Genomic DNA, 15446 nt, shown 5'->3' on the forward strand with positions numbered 1-15446 from the left:
CCCAGTTTCGGGAAGGGGCGGGTAGGGGAAAAAATCCCTCCCCGTCACCCCCAGAGCGGCCGATCCCACCAGATAGGCGCAGGCACCGCCGTGAGCAGCGCCGACACGGCGACCACCAAGCCGAGCAGCACCACCTCGGCCCGGGCCGGCACCATCGCCGCCCACGGATCACCACGCTGCGAGCGGCCAAGACGAACCCTGGCCAACACCGCAAGCCCCGCGATCACGACCACAAGCAGCAGCTTGGCGAAGAGCACCCGCCCGTACGCGGTGGTGAACACCGAGTCGAGCGGCAGCTTGCGCAGCGTCGAGCAGATGCCCGAGGCGGTGATCGCGGCGAACAGCACCGCCGCGACCCGCGCGTAGAGCCCGAGCAGCGCGGCCGCCGGCCGGGGCCACGGCCGCCAGAGCCGCATCGTGCGCAGCACCCACAGCAGGCCACCGGCCCAGAGTGTGGCCGAGGCGAGGTGGACGAAGGTCAGCGCGCTGCCGACCAGCGGATCCTCCTCGGGGCCGATGGACGGGTGGGCCCGCAGCGCCTCCGCCGCGGCGACCACCGCGAGCGGCAGGGCCGCGCTGCCCGGGCGGCGGGACTGGGCGCAGAACCCGGCCGCGATGAACGCGTTGACCTCCAGGAGCGCGAGCCGTCCGTCCGTCGTCTGCCACAGCCGGCCGGGCCGCAGTTCGGACAGGGTGTCCGGCGGGATGTTGCCGTTGGCCACGATCAGCGCGAGCCCCACCGCGGCCAGCGCGCCGAGGAAGGCCGCGGTTCCCGACCAGTTCGCGGGGCGCGGCTCGGGCGCGTCCGGCACCCTGCGGGTCAGCCACCCGTCCGCCGCGTGTCCGGCGAGCACGCACAGGGCGCCGAACATGACCGTACGCAGGAGGGTGACCAGGTCGATCCCGGGCGCCGCCGCCTCACCCGACTCGTACAGGGCGAGGTCGGGGCCGAGCAGCGGCACCAGGGCGGCGAGCAGGACGAGCACCACGACGGCCCCGCCGCGCCGCAGCGCGGATCTTCGCTCGGCGGCCGACGGGGCGTCAGGTCCCACGCTGCCGTCGGTGTCCTCGGCGGACTCGGCCCCGGCGGCCGCAACGGAGGGGCGGGATACGGTCATTGATCGATTTTGACGGAAACAGTCTGATTATGGCAACGGTTCACGGCTGAACTGGTGGCCCGTCAGACCCTGGATGCCGGGCGTCAGCCGCCAAGCACCACCGGCAACGCCTCCAAATCGTTCTGCGTCAGCACCGGCGCCTTGCGCAGCTCTTCGGACGGCACCGCGAGCCGCAGACCGGGGAAGCGGGCGAACAGCGCGGGCAGCGCGATCGCCGCCTCCAGGCGCGAGAGCGCGGCACCCGGGCAGATGTGCGGACCGTGCCCGAAGGCGATGTGGCGGGCGGCGTCCGCCCGGGTGACATCGAAGGAATCGGCGTCGGGGCCGTGGAAGCCGGTGTCGCGGCCGATGGCCCGGTACGACATCACGACGCCCTCACCCTTCCCGATCACGAACCCGTCGTCCCCCAAGCTCTCGGCTCCGCTCGAGCAGGGGGTACCCCCATCCGCGACCACGATGTCCTCGGTCGCGAACCGCATGAGCAGATGCGTCACCGGCGGATCCCAGCGCAGTGCCTCCTCGATCACGGCCTCCCAGGAGACGGTGCCGTCGAGCACCAGGGCCAGCTGGTCGGGGTGCGTGAGCAGCCCCCGTACGGCACTGAGGATGAGCGCGATCGTGGTCTCGTGGCCGGCCGCGATCATCGACTGGAGATTGCCGGCCACCTCCTCCTGGCTCATCGGCGCACCGCCCTCGTCCGCCAGGATCAGCGCGCTGGTGAGATCGTCGCCGGGCGCGGCCTTCTTCTCGTGGACCATGCCGAGGAAGATCCCGTAGATCTCCGCCATCACCGCGAGCCGCTCGTCCTGCGGGGTGAGCATGGAGAAGAAGGCCTTCCAGAGCTTCATCTGCCGCGGGATCTCGGACTCGGCCACCCCCATCAGGGAGCAGACCACGGCCATCGGCAGCGGTCCGGCGAACGCGGGCTTGAGGTCCACGGCCGCACCCGGTGCCTCCTTCGCCTGCGCGGCCAGCTCGTCGAGCAGCTGCGCGGTGTACCGCTCGACCACCGGCCGCAGCTCCTCGACCCGACGGGCCGTCAGCGCCTGCGCGATCTTCGTCCGCAGCCGCCGGTGCTCGGCGCCGTCCGTGGTGAACATCGACGGCGGTACGTCGACCATGCCGATCAGCGGCCAGGCGTGCGTGACCTCGCCGGAGGCGAACAGGCCCCACTGATTGATGTCCTTGACCAGCCGGGAGTCCGTGAGCAGCCGCCGGGCCACGGGCTGCGAGGTGACCGTCCAGGCGGGCACACCGAGCAGATCGATCCGGGCGAGGGGCCCGGCCGCGCGCAGCCGGGCGGTCTCGCCGTCGAGATCCTGGACCAACGGGTCGATGGCGAGGGCGGGCGGGGACGGGTTCAACGTGACCTCCACGAGCGAGCGGCGGGATGCAGGACACGGGTGATGGTGTCGGTCAACTCCCTTACGAGGGAAGGGGCTTCACCCGCTCGTACGGGAAGGGCTTGACCCGCCCGTACGGGAAGGGCTTCACCCGCTCCAGCGCGCCGGATCGGCGCCCCAGCGCCCCGGCCCCGCCGGCCAGTCGGCAGGTCCGCCCGTGAACGTCACCGGGGACTTGGCGTACCGCAGCCGGCCCAGCGGGCCGTCCGTCTCGGCCAGATGGCGCTCGCTCTCGTACGCCCCCTCGGGAGCCGCGGCCGACGGCAGTCCGCACAGCCAGTGCGCCGTCTGCGCGAGCGCGCCCTCCACGTGCCAGGTGCCGCCCGCCGTCCGGCGCTCCGTCAGCGCCCGCAGCACGCCCGCCGCGAGCAGATACCCGGTGCCATGGTCGAGCGCCTGCGCCGGCAGCACGCCCGGCCGCTCGTCCGTCCCCTCGACGGCCGCGATCCCGGTGGCCACCTGCACCAGCGAGTCGAACCCGCGCCGGCCGGCCCACGGTCCGTAACCGCCCCACGCCGAAAGCCGCGCCACGACCACACCGGGCCGGCGCTCGGCCAGCGCGGCGGGGGAGAGGCCGAAGCGGTCGAGCGATCCGGGGCGGTATCCGGTGACCACCACATCGGCTTCGGCGAGCAGCTCCTCGAACGTGCGGTGGTCCGCGGCCCGCCCCAGATCGAGCAGCGTCGAGCGCTTGCCGAAGCCGGTGTCCGCGTGCTGATCGGGCAGTTCGGGCCGCTCAGGGGTGTCGATCCGCAGCACGTCGGCGCCGAGCAGTGCCAGCGTGCGGGTGGCGACGGGGCCCGCGAGGACCCGGCTGAGGTCCAGGACCCGGAGCCGGCCGCCCCGTTCGCGTACGGCCGGCGCATCGCCGATCCGGTCCAGGTTCAGCAGGGGCCGCCGCGCCACCTCAGCCCCCTGCTCATGGGCCGCCCACTCCTTCGGCGAGCGCAGCGCGACCGCGAGCCCGCCCGCCGCGTACACCGTGTCCTCGACGTCCACGGCCGTGCGCCCGGCGATCTCGGCTCCGAGGCCGTCCGCGTCCGTGCCGAGCGCGGACAGCAACGCCGCGCGGTGCCACGGGTAGTTGGCGTGCGTGCGCACCCAGCCGTCGGCCGTGCGCCACATCCGCGACAGCGGCGCGAAGTTCTCCGGCGCCCGCCCGCCGACCCGCAGATGGCGCTCGCTGACGAACGCCGTGGCGACGGCCCCGTCGTCGACCGTCACCGCCCCCGCCGTACCGCCGTCGCCCGCGAACTCCGCGGCAGCCAGGGCGCACACCGTGACACAGGTGCGCGCGGCGGTCAGCACGGGAAGCCGCGCGGGCAGTACGTCACCGGCGCCGCGGTGGGTGATGCGCGACAGCAGGGCGGGGTCGCCGCCGAGCGCCTGCCAGACAGGAACGACAGGATCCGAGATGGTCAAACCGGGCCTCCGGAAAGCATGAGGCCCCCGAAGCGGGGGCCTGGGGGAACGGAACTGCGGGCCGCCCCGACGGGGCGGCCCGCAGCACACAGCATTACGTGAGGGTCACTTCACGGCGTCCAGCGCGTCCACGATCCCGGTTCCGTAGAAGCCGTTCGTGCGCTTGCCGCCCTCGCACACCGCGTCCACGACACCGTCACCGTCCGGGTCGTACGGCTCGACGGGGCAGCCCGGGTTGTCGGCCTGCGCCTTGAGCATCGCCTGCAGCGCCGTCGGACCCGCCCACGGGTACTTGCTCTTCAGGAGCGCCGCGACACCCGACGCCATCGGCGAGGCCATGGACGTGCCCTGCTTGAAGCCCCAGCCGCCGCCCGGCAGCGTCGAGAGGATCCGGCCGTTCTTCGACGGGGTGTCCGCCGGGACCCGGCTGTCGCCGCCCGGCGCCGCCACGTCGATGACGCCGTTGCCGTACGTCGAGTAGAAGGACTTGGCGCCCTTCGGACCCGTCGCCGACACGGTCACGACCCCCGGCAGCTGGGTCGGGATGTCGAAGCACTCGTGCGGGTCGATGGTGCGCTCGACCGGCGTCGAGTCGTCGGGGCTCGAGTCGTCCACGATCGCGTCGGAGTCGAGGTCGTGGTTGGAGTTGCCCGCGGCCGCCACGTTCAGGGTGCCCTTGCCCTTGGCGTACAGCTGGGCCCGGTTGACCGCGTCGACGATGGCCCGCTGGTCAGGGTCGTTCAGGCAGTTGTACAGCCACGGGTCCACGTAGTAGCTGTTGTTGGTGATCTCGATGCCCTTGTCCGCGGCGAACACGAAGGCACAGACCACGCTCTCCGGGAAGAAGAGCTGGGTGTCCGGCTCGGAGACCTTGATCGCCGCGACCTTCACACCGGGTGCCACACCGGCGACACCGACACCGTTGCGCGACGAGGCGATCTCGCCCGCCACATGCGTGCCGTGGTCGTGCGACGGCTGGTAGGGACGCCAGGCTCCGGCCGTCGTGTCGGCCTTGCCGCCCACACAGTTCGCGGACTGTCCGGCCGAGAAGTTGGGCGCGAGGTCCGGGTGGGTGTCGTCCACGCCGGTGTCGATGACACCGACGGTCACCTTCGCGCTGCCCGGGTTGATCTTCGCGGCCTTGTCCGCGCCGATCGCCCGCAGGCCCCACTGATCCGCCTCGAGCGGCTCCTGCTCCGGGCCCGCCGCATCGGCGAGCTGCGCCGCCTCGGCGGCCGAGAGCCGGTCGGTGCCGCCCTCCTGGGTGATGCCGGCCGGTGCGAGCGGTGCGGTACGGGTGGCGCCCGCGCTCTGCACGCCGCGTACCTTGCGTATCTGCTCGCCGAACGCGGGGTTCGTCGAGTGGACGACGATCACGCCGATCTGCCGGTACGTGACGACTATGTCGCCGCCGGCCTTGGCTATCGCCTTCTCCACGGCGGCGATCGTGCGGTGGTCCGTCCGCGTGTTCACCACATACGGCAGTTTCGGACCGGTCTGCGTCGAAGCGGCCGGTGCGTCGGCCGGGGTCACAGCCTGGGCGGCCGGCGCGATGCCGAGCGTGGCCAGGGCGAGGACCAGGCCCAGCGGCGCGGCCAGGCGACGCCGTCTGGAACGCAGATGAGACATGGGGTCTCCACTTCATCCGTTGTGAGGGAACGCTCTTGCGCTGCACGCGCCGCACCCGAACCGGTGGTGAGGTCCTGGCAGTTGACGCATACAACGAACGCGAAGCTAGCGCCCCAGCTCAGGCCGCAGCAATGGGGTGGCGGAACCGGGCGGAAAAGTTTCCGACAGAACGGGTGGGGCGTTGAACCACATCGCGTGTGTCGCCGTGCGGTTGGCAGGGGGAGAAGCCAGCATCAGCCCCCTGCCGGACCACCTGCCGGAGGACCGACTCGCCCTCCGGATCCGGTGGTCCCCGTAACTGCGAGGTCGTATGTCCCCAACCACCGCATCCGTCGCGCAAGGAGTCCCCGTGGCCACCGACGCACCACCGCCGTCGAAGGGCGGTACAGATCCCGTGACGCCGTCGACCGAGGCGTACCGCGAAGTCCAGGAAAGCGCGGAGTTCGGTGAACTGCGCCGTGCGCACCGCTCCTTCGCCTTCCCGCTCACGATCGCGTTCATCACCTGGTACCTGCTGTACGTGCTGCTCTCGAACTATGCGGGCGGCTTCATGGGCACCAAGCTCTTCGGCAATATCAACGTCGCGTTCATCTTCGGTATCGCCCAGTTCGTCACCACGTTCCTCATCGCCTGGTGGTACTCGAAGCACGCCGCCGCGCAGCTCGACCCCAAGGCCGAGGCGATCAAGTCCCGTCTGGAGGGCGGCGCATGAGCCCCATGATCACGCTCGCGGCCAATGAGGCGAGCGAGCACCGGCCGCTGATCATCTCGCTGTTCGCGGTCTTCGTCGTCGCCACCCTCTTCATCACGATCTGGGCGGGCCGGCAGACCAAGGACGCGGCCGACTTCTACGCGGGCGGACGCTCGTTCAGCGCGTTCCAGAACGGACTCGCGGTCTCCGGCGACTACATGTCGGCCGCGTCGTTCCTCGGCATCGCGGGCGCCATCGCGCTGTTCGGCTACGACGGCTTCCTCTACTCGATCGGCTTCCTCGTCGCCTGGCTGGTGGCGCTGCTGCTCGTCGCCGAGCCGCTGCGCAACTCCGGCCGCTACACGATGGGCGACGTCCTCGCGTACCGCATGCGGCAGCGTCCGGTGCGTACGGCCGCGGGCACCTCGACCATCGTCGTCTCGATCTTCTATCTGCTCGCGCAGATGGCGGGCGCCGGCGTGCTCGTCTCGCTGCTCCTCGGCATCACCACCGACGCCGGCAAGATCGCCATCGTCGCCCTCGTCGGCGTCCTGATGATCGTGTACGTGTCCATCGGCGGTATGAAGGGCACCACCTGGGTCCAGATGGTCAAGGCCGTCCTGCTCATCGGCGGCACGCTCCTGATCACCTTCCTGGTGCTGCTCAAGTTCAACTTCAACATCTCCGACCTGCTCGGCCAGGCCGCCGAGAAGAGCGGCAAGGGCTCGGCGTTCCTGGAGCCAGGACTTCAGTACGGCCTGAACGGCACCACGAAGCTCGACTTCATCTCGCTCGGCATCGCCCTGGTGCTCGGCACCGCGGGCCTGCCGCACATCCTGATCCGCTTCTACACGGTGCCCAACGCCAAGGCCGCCCGTAAGTCCGTGAACTGGGCGATCGGCATCATCGGCGGCTTCTACCTGATGACCATCGCGCTCGGCTTCGGCGCGGCGGCCCTGATCTCACAGGACGAGATCATCGCGTCCAATCCATCGGGCAATACGGCGGCCCCGCTGCTCGCCCTGCATATCGGCGGTGTCGATTCGGCCTGGGGCGCGATCCTGCTCGCGGTGATCTCCGCGGTCGCCTTCGCCACCATCCTGGCCGTGGTCGCGGGCCTGACCCTGGCGTCCTCGTCGTCGTTCGCGCACGACATCTACGCGAACGTCATCCGCAGGGGCAAGGCCACCGAGAAGGAGGAGATGCGCGCCGCACGCCTGGCCACCATCGGCATCGGCGCCGTGTCGATCCTGCTCGGCGCCATGGCCCGTGACCTCAACGTCGCCGGCCTGGTCGCGCTCGCCTTCGCGGTCGCGGCCTCGGCCAACCTGCCGACGATCCTCTACAGCCTGTTCTGGAAGCGCTTCACCACCCAGGGCGCGCTGTGGTCGATCTACGGCGGTCTGATCGTGGCCGTCGGTCTGGTGCTCTTCTCGCCGGTCGTCTCCGGCGACCCGAAGGCGATGTTCCCGGGCGTGGACTTCGCCTGGTTCCCGCTGAAGAACCCGGGCCTGATCTCCATCCCGTTCGGCTTCCTGATGGGCTGGCTCGGCACGGTCCTGTCCAAGGAGGAGCCCGACACCGGCAAGTACGCGGAGCTCGAGGTGCGCTCGCTCACCGGTACCGGTGCGCACTGACCGCATCACGGATGTCCGCCCGGCCCACGGCCGCGTCGTAGAGACCTACGACGCGGCCGTGCTGGTCGCTGTGGGATCAACACCCTGATGACTGTCACCGCCCTCGCGTAGGCTCGTAGGAGTAAGTACGGATCAACTGCGTAGCCAAGGGAGGGGCCCCACGTGCTCATCGACACGTTCGGCCGCGTGGCCACCGATCTGCGGGTCTCGCTGACCGACCGGTGCAATCTGCGGTGCACCTACTGCATGCCCGAAGAGGGCCTGCAGTGGCTGGCCAAGCCCGATCTGCTCACCGACGACGAGATCGTCCGGCTGATCCGTATCGCCGTCACCCGGCTCGGCATCGAAGAGGTCCGCTTCACCGGCGGCGAGCCGCTGCTCCGCCCCGGGATCGTCGGCATCGTGGAGCGCGTCGCCGCCCTGGAGCCGCGCCCCAAGATGTCCCTGACCACCAACGGCATCGGACTCAAGCGCACCGCCACCGCTCTCAAGGCCGCCGGCCTCGACCGCGTGAACGTCTCGCTCGACACCCTGCGCCCCGACGTCTTCAAGACCCTCACCCGCCGTGACCGCCACCAGGATGTCCTCGACGGCATGGCCGCGGCCCGCGAGGCCGGTCTGACCCCGGTCAAGGTCAATGCGGTCCTGATGCCCGGACTCAATGACGACGAGGCCCCCGACCTGCTCGCGTGGGCGATCGAGAACGACTATGAGCTGCGGTTCATCGAGCAGATGCCGCTCGACGCCCAGCATGGCTGGAAGCGCGACGGCATGATCACCGCCGGTGACATCCTGCAGTCGCTGCGCACCCGCTTCACCCTTACCGAGGAGGGCCAGGAGGAGCGCGGTTCCGCACCGGCCGAGCGCTGGATCGTGGACGGCAGCCACCACACGGTCGGCGTGATCGCCTCGGTGACCCGCCCGTTCTGCCGCGCCTGCGACCGTACGCGCCTGACGGCCGACGGCCAGGTGCGCACGTGCCTGTTCGCCACCGAGGAGACCGATCTGCGGGCGGCCCTGCGCGCCGAGGACTCCTCGGACGACGAGGTGGCCCGGCTGTGGAAGCTGGCGATGTGGGGCAAGAAGGCCGGCTCCGGCCTCGACGACCCCACCTTCCTGCAGCCCAGCCGCCCGATGTCGGCGATCGGCGGCTGAGCTCTTTTCGCTCATACGCGGAGGGCGGCCCCCGACCCAGGGGCCGCCCTCCGCGTATGTCCGCCTCCTACTGCGCGGACTCCCAGTCGGCGAGCCGCACGACATCCTTCAAGAACCCTCGTACACCCAGGAATTGGGACAGCTGCTCACGGTGCTCGTCGCACGCGAGCCAGGTCTTGCGCCGGTCCGGGGTGTGCAGCTTCGGGTTGTTCCAGGCGAGCACCCACTGGGCGTCGGCACGGCAGCCCTTGGCCGAGCACTGAGGGGTGTCGATGGAGGGTTCGGGGAAGATCACGCCTCAACCCTAACCGGGCCGCGACCGGCCTCGAAAACGCTCCGAAACGCTCCGGAAAAGGCGACGCCGAGCAGCCACGGGGGGAGCTGCCCGGCGTCGGTCCGTCGCTCCGACGGGGGATGCGGAGCGCGTACGAAGTATGTCACGGGGGACCCCGTGCGGTGCACCGGAACTACATGATTGATCTGAGCTTTTCTTGAGCTTTGCAGACCGGTGCAGGTCAGCTCCGCCCGCCCGCCCCGTCCCCGGCCTCGTGCGCCGCGGATTCCGGGGCGGATTCCGCCGGACCCGGCGCTCCGGGCGGCGGCAGCATCGGGCGTACGGGGGCCTGTACATAGGCCGAGGGAAGCGAAGGGGCGTTCTCCCGCCCGGCGTTGGCGATCACGACCGCGATGTAAGGGAGCAGGACACCGGCGGCGAGCGCGACGATCGCCACATGCCGCTCCACGTTCCACAGCACGGCCGCGAGAATCACGGACAGTGTGCGGATCGACATCGAGATGATGTAGCGGCGCTGCCTGCCGCGCACATCGTCCGCGAGGGACTGCCGCGCCCCGGTGATCCGGAAGACCTCGGCTCCGCCCCCTGTGTGCTGCTTCCGCATCACGTTCCACCACCCGCTCGAGCTGCCGGACTCTCCCCGGACCGGACACGCCTCCACGTTACGCCGGGCCTGCGCCGCATTCGAGACCGGGTCGGCCCCTGCCTGGGCGTATGTACTGCGCCGTACCACGTATGGGTGTGCCCGACATGCGCCGTATGGAGGAGGGGCGGAGACTGGCGGTACTGCTCACCCGTGCGCATATGAGGAGGCCGTCATGGGCTGGTTGTGGGCGATCATTGTGGGATTTGTGCTGGGCCTGCTCGCGAAGGCGATCCTTCCGGGCAAGCAGCACATGCCGCTGTGGATGACGACCATTCTGGGCATCATCGGCGGTGTCGTCGGCAACTCGCTCGCCGCCGGCTTCGGCATCGACGAGACCAAGGGCATCGACTGGGGCCGTCATGCGCTCCAGATCGCGGCCGCGGTCGTGCTCGTCTTCCTGGGCGACATGATCTACAAGGCGGTCAAGGGCGGCAGCAGCAAACAGGTCACCTGACACTGCCGCCGAAGTCAGACCGATACGAAGAGGGGCCGGTCCACCGCGGACCGGCCCCTCTTCGTCGTACGTGTTGCCGGCCGGCCGTAGCCGTCAGCCGGCGACGAGTTCGACCGCCGCCAGGTTCTTCTTGCCGCGCCGCAGGACCAGCCAGCGGCCGTGAAGGAGCTGGTCACGGTCGGCCACCGCGTCCTCGGCGGCGACCTTGACGTTGTTCACGTACGCGCCGCCCTCCTTCACGGTGCGGCGCGCGGCCGACTTCGAGGCGACCAGGCCGACCTCGGCGAACAGGTCGGTGACCAGGCCGAGCTCGGTGACCTGGGCGTGCGGCAGCTCGGACAGGGCGGCGGCCAGCGTCGCCTCGTCGAGATCGCCCAGCTCACCCTGGCCGAACAGCGCCTTCGAGGCGTTGATGACCGCGGCGCACTGGTCGGCGCCGTGCACCAGCGTCGTGAGCTCCTCGGCGAGCGCGCGCTGGGCCGCGCGGGCCTGCGGGCGCTCCTCCGTCAGCTTCTCCAGCTCCTCGATCTCCTCGCGGGACTTGAAGCTGAAGATGCGCAGGAACTTGGAGACGTCGCGGTCGTCCGCGTTCAGCCAGAACTGGTAGAAGGCGTACGGCGTGGTGCGCTCGGCGTCCAGCCAGACCGTGCCCGACTCCGTCTTGCCGAACTTGGTGCCGTCCGCCTTGGTGATCAGCGGCGTGGCAAGGGCGTGCACCCCGGCTTCGGGCTCGACCCGGTGGATCAGGTCGGTGCCCGAGGTGAGGTTGCCCCACTGGTCGCTGCCGCCGGTCTGCAGGGTGCAGCCGTGGCGCCGGTACAGCTCCAGGAAGTCCATGCCCTGCAGGATCTGGTAGCTGAACTCCGTGTAGCTGATGCCCGCGTCGGAGTTGAGCCGCCGCGAGACGGCCTCCTTCGCGATCATCTTGTTGACGCGGAAGTACTTGCCGATGTCACGCAGGAACTCGATCGCGGACATGTCCTGCGTCCAGTCCAGGTTGTTCACCATGGTGGCCGCGTACGGTCCCTCGAAGTCGAGGAAGCGCTCGATCTGGCCGCGCAGGCGGCCCACCCACTCGGCGACGACCGCCGGGTCGTTCAGCGTGCGCTCGGCCGTCGGCTTGGGGTCGCCGATCAGACCGGTGGCGCCGCCGACGAGGCCGAGCGGACGGTTGCCCGCGAGCTGGATCCGGCGCATGGTCAGGATCTGGACCAGGTTGCCGAGGTGCAGGCTGGGCGCGGTCGGGTCGAAGCCGCAATAGAACGTGACGGGGCCGTCCGCAAAAGCCTTGCGCAGGGCTTCTTCGTCGGTGGAGAGCGCGATCAGGTCGCGCCACTTCAGCTCGTCGACGATGTCCGTCACGATCGTGGGTCTCCTCGGGAGTGGTCGAAGCGCCCGCGGTCAGCCGCGGGCGCTTCACCAGTCTATGGGGGCGGCGGCCCGGAGCCGACCGGATTCCAGTCCGCAAGATCGCGGCCTTTGGTCACATGCGGCGGCCGCCCCGGCTCACACCCCCTGGCTCACCGAACTCATGTTGAAGTCCGGCACCCGCAGCGGCGGCATCGCGGCGCGGGTGAAGTAGTCGCCCCACTCGCGCGGCAGCGTCTTCTCGGTACGGCCCGCCTCCGAGGCCCGGCCGAGCAGATCGACCGGTGACTCGTTGAACCGGAAGTTGTTCACCTCGCCGACCACCTCACCGTTCTCGACGAGATAGACCCCGTCCCGGGTGAGCCCGGTGAGCAGCAGGGTCGCCGGGTCGACCTCGCGGATGTACCAGAGGCAGGTGAGCAGCAGGCAGGGCCCACGATGGTTCGTGGCCGCGACCATCTCGTCCAGCGTGCGGTCGCCGCCGCCCTCCAGGATCAGATTGTCGATGTCGGGGGCGAGCGGCAGGCCGGTGAGGCCCGCGCTGTGCCGGGTCGTGAGCAGATGGGCCAGCTCGCCCTCGCGGATCCACTCGGTCGGCGCGAGCGGCAGCCCGTTGTCGAAGACCGAGGCGGTGTCGCCCGAGGCGTGCGCGATCACGAACGGCGCGGATTCCAGGCCCGGCTCCGCGGGATCGCTGCGCAGGGTCAGCGGCAGCTCGCTGAGCCGCTCGCCGATCCGCGTACCGCCTCCGGGCCTGGAGAAGACGGTGCGGCCCTCGACGGCGTCGCGGCCCGCGGCCGACCAGTACTGGTAGATCAGCAGATCCGCGACGGCGGTCGGCGGAAGCAGCGTCTCGTAGCGTCCGGCCGGCAGCTCGATGCGCCGCTCGGCCCAGCCCAGGCGCTGCGCGAGCTCGGTGTCGAGAGCCCCCGGGTCCACGTCCTTGAAGTCCCGCGTCGAGCGTCCGGCCCAGGCCGAGCGCGTACGGTCCGGGGATTTGGCGTTCAGCTCGAGGGTGCCGTTGGGCTGGTCGTGCCGCAGGCGCAGCCCTGTCGACGTACCGACATAGCTCGAGGTCATCTCGTGGTGGGCGAACCCGTACAGCTCGCGTCCCCCGGAGCGGGCGCGGGCGAAGGCCTCGCCGAGTGCCGGGGCGAACTCGGCGAAGACGGCCGATGAGGTCTCGGCGGGGGAGTCGAGGAAGTCCGGCGACGCGGGCGTGCCGGTCACCAACTCCTGTGCGTCCTCGGCCGGTTCGCCGTCCCGCGCGGCCTTCTCCGCGGCCCGTACGAGATCCGCGAGGTCATCGGCGGTGACGGCCGAGCGCGAGACGACCCCCGAGGCGGTGCCCTCCTTGCCGTCGACGGTGGCGATCACGGTGAGGGTGCGGCCGCGCGTGACCCCGTTGGTGGTCAGCGCGTTGCCCGCCCAGCGCAGGTTGGCGCTCGACTCCTCGTCGGCGATCACCACGCACCCGTCGGCGGTGGACAGGTCGAGGGCCCGCTCGACGATCTCGTGCGGTGGGGTCGTACGAGAACTCATCGATCCGCCTCCTGTGTGCTGCTGTCGGTGTGGTCCACCCGCGTGGGTGTCCTCTCCATATATCAGTCGGGGAGCGCCTGTACATCGGTCGGACATGACGCCAGGGGCGTGTGCGAGTGGTGCCGCACTCCACCGGAGGCGCCGATGCGCGAGCGCCGGCTCAGACGTGACCGCCTCCTCCGGCTAATCCGGCTCGGGCGCCGGCCAGTCCGGCAGGAGCTCCTCGATCGTGTCGAGCGTCCGGCGCAGCTGCCGTACCAGGAGCTCCCGCACCGTGTCGCGGTCCGGCTCCATGCGGCCGAGCCAGTCGAGAGTCACGCCCTCCACGCCGCTGAGCCAGCCGACCAGGGCGAGCCGGGCGAGCGGCGGGATGTCCCGCCGGCCGTACGCGCCCTCGGCGATCGTGGCGATCAGCTCCTCGCGCACGGTGTCGCGGATCGCGAGCACCTCGGCGTCGAAGCCCACGCCGCCCGTCACGATCGCGTGGTACGCCGCCCGGTGCTGCTCGGCATAGCGCAGATAGCCGTCGATCGTGCGGTGGACGCGGATCGTGCGCGGCAGCTCCTTGGCGCTGCCCGCCCGTGCCACGAGTCCGGCGATCGAGTCCTCGACAATGGCCAGGTAGTAGCCGCGCTTCGACTTGAAGTAGTAGTAGAACAAGCCCTTCGCGACACCTGCGCGCTGGGCGATGTCGTCCATCGACAACGCGTCGTAGGACGTGTCGGCGAACAACTTCCTTCCAATGGCGATGAGTTCGGCGCGGCGTGCCTGTGAACGCTCGGTGCCGCCACGCTGTTGACTATTATTCAAATTGCGCCCTAGTCTCCAACTGCCCGCGGAATGCCCGCAGTATGGCGCCCCCTGCCGACCTGCGTCGACGCTCCGCGAGAGAACGGGCCGCATGCGGCACGCTCCCGCATCCGGCCACGCACCGCCCCTGCGCACGTGGACGACGTACGGGAGGCAACGTGAGCTCACAGCAGCGGCCCACCGAAGTGGGCAGAACCAACTGGAAGAAGACCGCGGTCGTCGCCCTGCCGGCCGTGCTCTGCGTCGGTCTGATGGCCTCGGTGATGGCCCAAGGCGCGCTGGCCGCGTCCTTCGCCGTCTCCGGCACGAGTTTCCAGGTCTCCTCGGGCAAGCTCACCAGCGAGGGGCTCGCCTCCTACGTCCAGGTGGACCGCTCGGTCGACGGCAAGGGCCATCCGGTCGCTCTCCTCGGCATCGGCGATGCCACGCTCTCCGACATCTGCCAGGCCGCGGAAGTGAAGACCCCGGTCGGCACGGTCGTGTTCAAGCTGACGGCGGGCGGCGAGGCCGGGAACGTCACGGCCAGCAACCTGATCATCGACGGCGAGGACCTGGTCGGCGACGCCCGCTTCGGCACCGCCCAGATCGGCCGGGACGCCTCCACCCTCGACAGCGTCGAGGGCGTCAAGGGCGAGGCCGGCAAGTTCGGTCTGCAGGCCGGCGACATCGAGGTGGCCGGAGTGCGCTCCAACGCGTGGTCGGCGACCGGCGGCAACTTCCGCCTCAAGGGCATGCGCGTCGACGTGAGCCTGGACGGCAAGAAGTGCTTCTGAACCGCGACGGCGGCGGATGGCTCGACCGGCGGCTGCCGCTGCCCGAGGCGCGCCGTGTCCTGCGCCGCTGGCGCCGGACACGGCCGTTCTGGGGCGGACTGCTGCTGATCCTCGGCGGCCTCGAGCTGCTCCTCGTACCGCTGTCGCCGCTCACCGTCCTGGTCAGCCTCGGTCTCGGCGGGATCGCGGCGATCGGCATCGGGCTCGCGCTGATCGTGGCCGGCCTCTTCCTGTGGCTGCTGCCGCACACCCGGCACTACGTGAGCGTCAACGCCCTGATCCTGTCGGTGCTCTCCTTCGCCGCGACCAACCTCGGCGGCTTCCTCGTCGGCATGCTCCTGGGCATCGCCGGCAGCGCGATGGGCTTCGGCTGGACCCCGGTCGACCCGGACGCCAAGGAGAAGGCCAAGCGGGCGCGGATACGGGACGGGCAGGGGACCCGCACCCTCGGGGTGCTCCTTCCGGTGGTGCTGGCCGGCGCGGTGTGGGGGCCGGGGATGGGC

The 15446-nt window shown here is 70.5% G+C and carries 15 protein-coding genes; 6 read left to right on the top strand and 9 right to left on the bottom strand.

The genetic code is table 11. The features are described from left to right. Nucleotides 1-44: 44 nt before the first annotated feature. The 4 genes from G6045_RS31800 to G6045_RS31815 all read right to left on the bottom strand — a co-directional run bounded on the left by G6045_RS31800 (nt 45) and on the right by G6045_RS31815 (nt 5572). Nucleotides 45-1118: a CopD family protein gene (locus G6045_RS31800; protein ID WP_165335634.1), complete on the bottom strand. Its 1074-nt coding sequence runs from the start codon at nt 1116-1118 to the stop codon at nt 45-47. An 83-nt stretch (nt 1119-1201) separates the two neighbouring features. Beyond that, entirely contained in the window at nt 1202-2482 is a 1281-nt protein-coding gene (locus G6045_RS31805) for a cytochrome P450 family protein (RefSeq protein WP_206344444.1), read from the bottom strand. A 126-nt stretch (nt 2483-2608) separates the two neighbouring features. After that, nucleotides 2609-3943, bottom strand: coding sequence for a CoA transferase (locus G6045_RS31810; protein WP_165335636.1), 1335 nt, complete (start codon nt 3941-3943; stop codon nt 2609-2611). Between the two features lie 105 nt (nt 3944-4048). Beyond that, nucleotides 4049-5572, bottom strand: a complete 1524-nt coding sequence (locus tag G6045_RS31815) for a S8 family peptidase (protein WP_165335637.1) — start codon at nt 5570-5572, stop codon at nt 4049-4051. 349 nt (nt 5573-5921) lie between these two features. Between G6045_RS31815 and G6045_RS31820 the strand changes: the two genes are divergently transcribed. From G6045_RS31820 to moaA, 3 genes are all read left to right on the top strand, one after another. Then, a complete protein-coding gene (locus G6045_RS31820; RefSeq protein ID WP_165335638.1) occupies nt 5922-6284 on the top strand; it encodes a DUF485 domain-containing protein in 363 nt (120 codons plus the stop codon). Continuing rightward, complete coding sequence (locus tag G6045_RS31825) at nt 6281-7900, top strand: solute symporter family protein (protein WP_165335639.1); 1620 nt, start codon at nt 6281-6283, stop codon at nt 7898-7900. Before G6045_RS31820 ends, G6045_RS31825 begins: the two co-directional genes overlap by 4 nt. Nucleotides 7901-8062: 162 nt before the next feature. Further along, nucleotides 8063-9055, top strand: a complete 993-nt coding sequence (moaA, locus tag G6045_RS31830) for a GTP 3',8-cyclase MoaA (protein WP_165335640.1) — start codon at nt 8063-8065, stop codon at nt 9053-9055. Nucleotides 9056-9122: 67 nt separating this feature from the next. Here moaA and G6045_RS31835 read toward each other — a convergent pair whose 3' ends face one another. Both G6045_RS31835 and G6045_RS31840 read right to left on the bottom strand, forming a co-directional pair. Beyond that, nucleotides 9123-9350: a hypothetical protein gene (locus tag G6045_RS31835; RefSeq protein ID WP_165335641.1), complete on the bottom strand. Its 228-nt coding sequence runs from the start codon at nt 9348-9350 to the stop codon at nt 9123-9125. Nucleotides 9351-9570: 220 nt separating this feature from the next. Continuing rightward, nucleotides 9571-9954 (bottom strand): DUF3099 domain-containing protein, encoded by a 384-nt coding sequence (locus tag G6045_RS31840; RefSeq protein ID WP_165335642.1) that lies wholly within the window; start codon nt 9952-9954, stop codon nt 9571-9573. Nucleotides 9955-10168: 214 nt separating this feature from the next. Between G6045_RS31840 and G6045_RS31845 the strand changes: the two genes are divergently transcribed. Next, nucleotides 10169-10450: a GlsB/YeaQ/YmgE family stress response membrane protein gene (locus G6045_RS31845; protein WP_165335643.1), complete on the top strand. Its 282-nt coding sequence runs from the start codon at nt 10169-10171 to the stop codon at nt 10448-10450. 93 nt (nt 10451-10543) lie between these two features. On the opposite strand, the gene tyrS is transcribed toward G6045_RS31845, so the two are convergent. From tyrS to G6045_RS31860, 3 genes are all read right to left on the bottom strand, one after another. Next, nucleotides 10544-11812 carry a tyrosine--tRNA ligase gene (gene tyrS, locus G6045_RS31850; RefSeq protein ID WP_165335644.1) on the bottom strand — a complete coding sequence of 423 codons (1269 nt, stop codon included), beginning with the start codon at nt 11810-11812 and terminating at the stop codon, nt 10544-10546. Nucleotides 11813-11956: 144 nt separating this feature from the next. Then, nucleotides 11957-13360, bottom strand: a complete 1404-nt coding sequence (locus G6045_RS31855) for a metallopeptidase TldD-related protein (protein WP_165335645.1) — start codon at nt 13358-13360, stop codon at nt 11957-11959. 183 nt (nt 13361-13543) lie between these two features. Next, on the bottom strand, nt 13544-14170 hold the full coding sequence (locus tag G6045_RS31860) for a TetR/AcrR family transcriptional regulator (RefSeq protein ID WP_235968442.1): 627 nt from the start codon (nt 14168-14170) through the stop codon (nt 13544-13546). A gap of 251 nt (nt 14171-14421) precedes the next feature. Between G6045_RS31860 and G6045_RS31865 the strand changes: the two genes are divergently transcribed. Together G6045_RS31865 and G6045_RS31870 are read left to right on the top strand one after the other, a co-directional pair. Next, a complete protein-coding gene (locus G6045_RS31865) occupies nt 14422-14943 on the top strand; it encodes a DUF6230 family protein (RefSeq protein WP_206344448.1) in 522 nt (173 codons plus the stop codon). After that, nucleotides 14934-15446 (top strand): DUF6114 domain-containing protein (locus tag G6045_RS31870; protein WP_328707976.1); only part of this gene is annotated, 513 nt, incomplete at its 3' end. The genes G6045_RS31865 and G6045_RS31870, both read left to right, overlap by 10 nt.

This window comes from Streptomyces mesophilus, from assembly GCF_011044995.1.
GTDB lineage: Bacteria > Actinomycetota > Actinomycetes > Streptomycetales > Streptomycetaceae > Streptomyces > Streptomyces mesophilus.

Bases quoted from the DNA above. Each gene is read 5' to 3' on its own strand.
- G6045_RS31800 (WP_165335634.1), bottom strand. From the start codon at position 1,118: ATGACCGTATCCCGCCCCTCCGTTGCGGCCGCCGGGGCCGAGTCCGCC.
- G6045_RS31815 (WP_165335637.1), bottom strand. From the start codon at position 5,572: ATGTCTCATCTGCGTTCCAGACGGCGTCGCCTGGCCGCGCCGCTGGGC.
- G6045_RS31825 (WP_165335639.1), top strand. From the start codon at position 6,281: ATGAGCCCCATGATCACGCTCGCGGCCAATGAGGCGAGCGAGCACCGG.
- G6045_RS31840 (WP_165335642.1), bottom strand. From the start codon at position 9,954: ATGCGGAAGCAGCACACAGGGGGCGGAGCCGAGGTCTTCCGGATCACC.
- G6045_RS31845 (WP_165335643.1), top strand. From the start codon at position 10,169: ATGGGCTGGTTGTGGGCGATCATTGTGGGATTTGTGCTGGGCCTGCTC.
- G6045_RS31855 (WP_165335645.1), bottom strand. From the start codon at position 13,360: ATGAGTTCTCGTACGACCCCACCGCACGAGATCGTCGAGCGGGCCCTC.
- G6045_RS31865 (WP_206344448.1), top strand. From the start codon at position 14,422: ATGGCCTCGGTGATGGCCCAAGGCGCGCTGGCCGCGTCCTTCGCCGTC.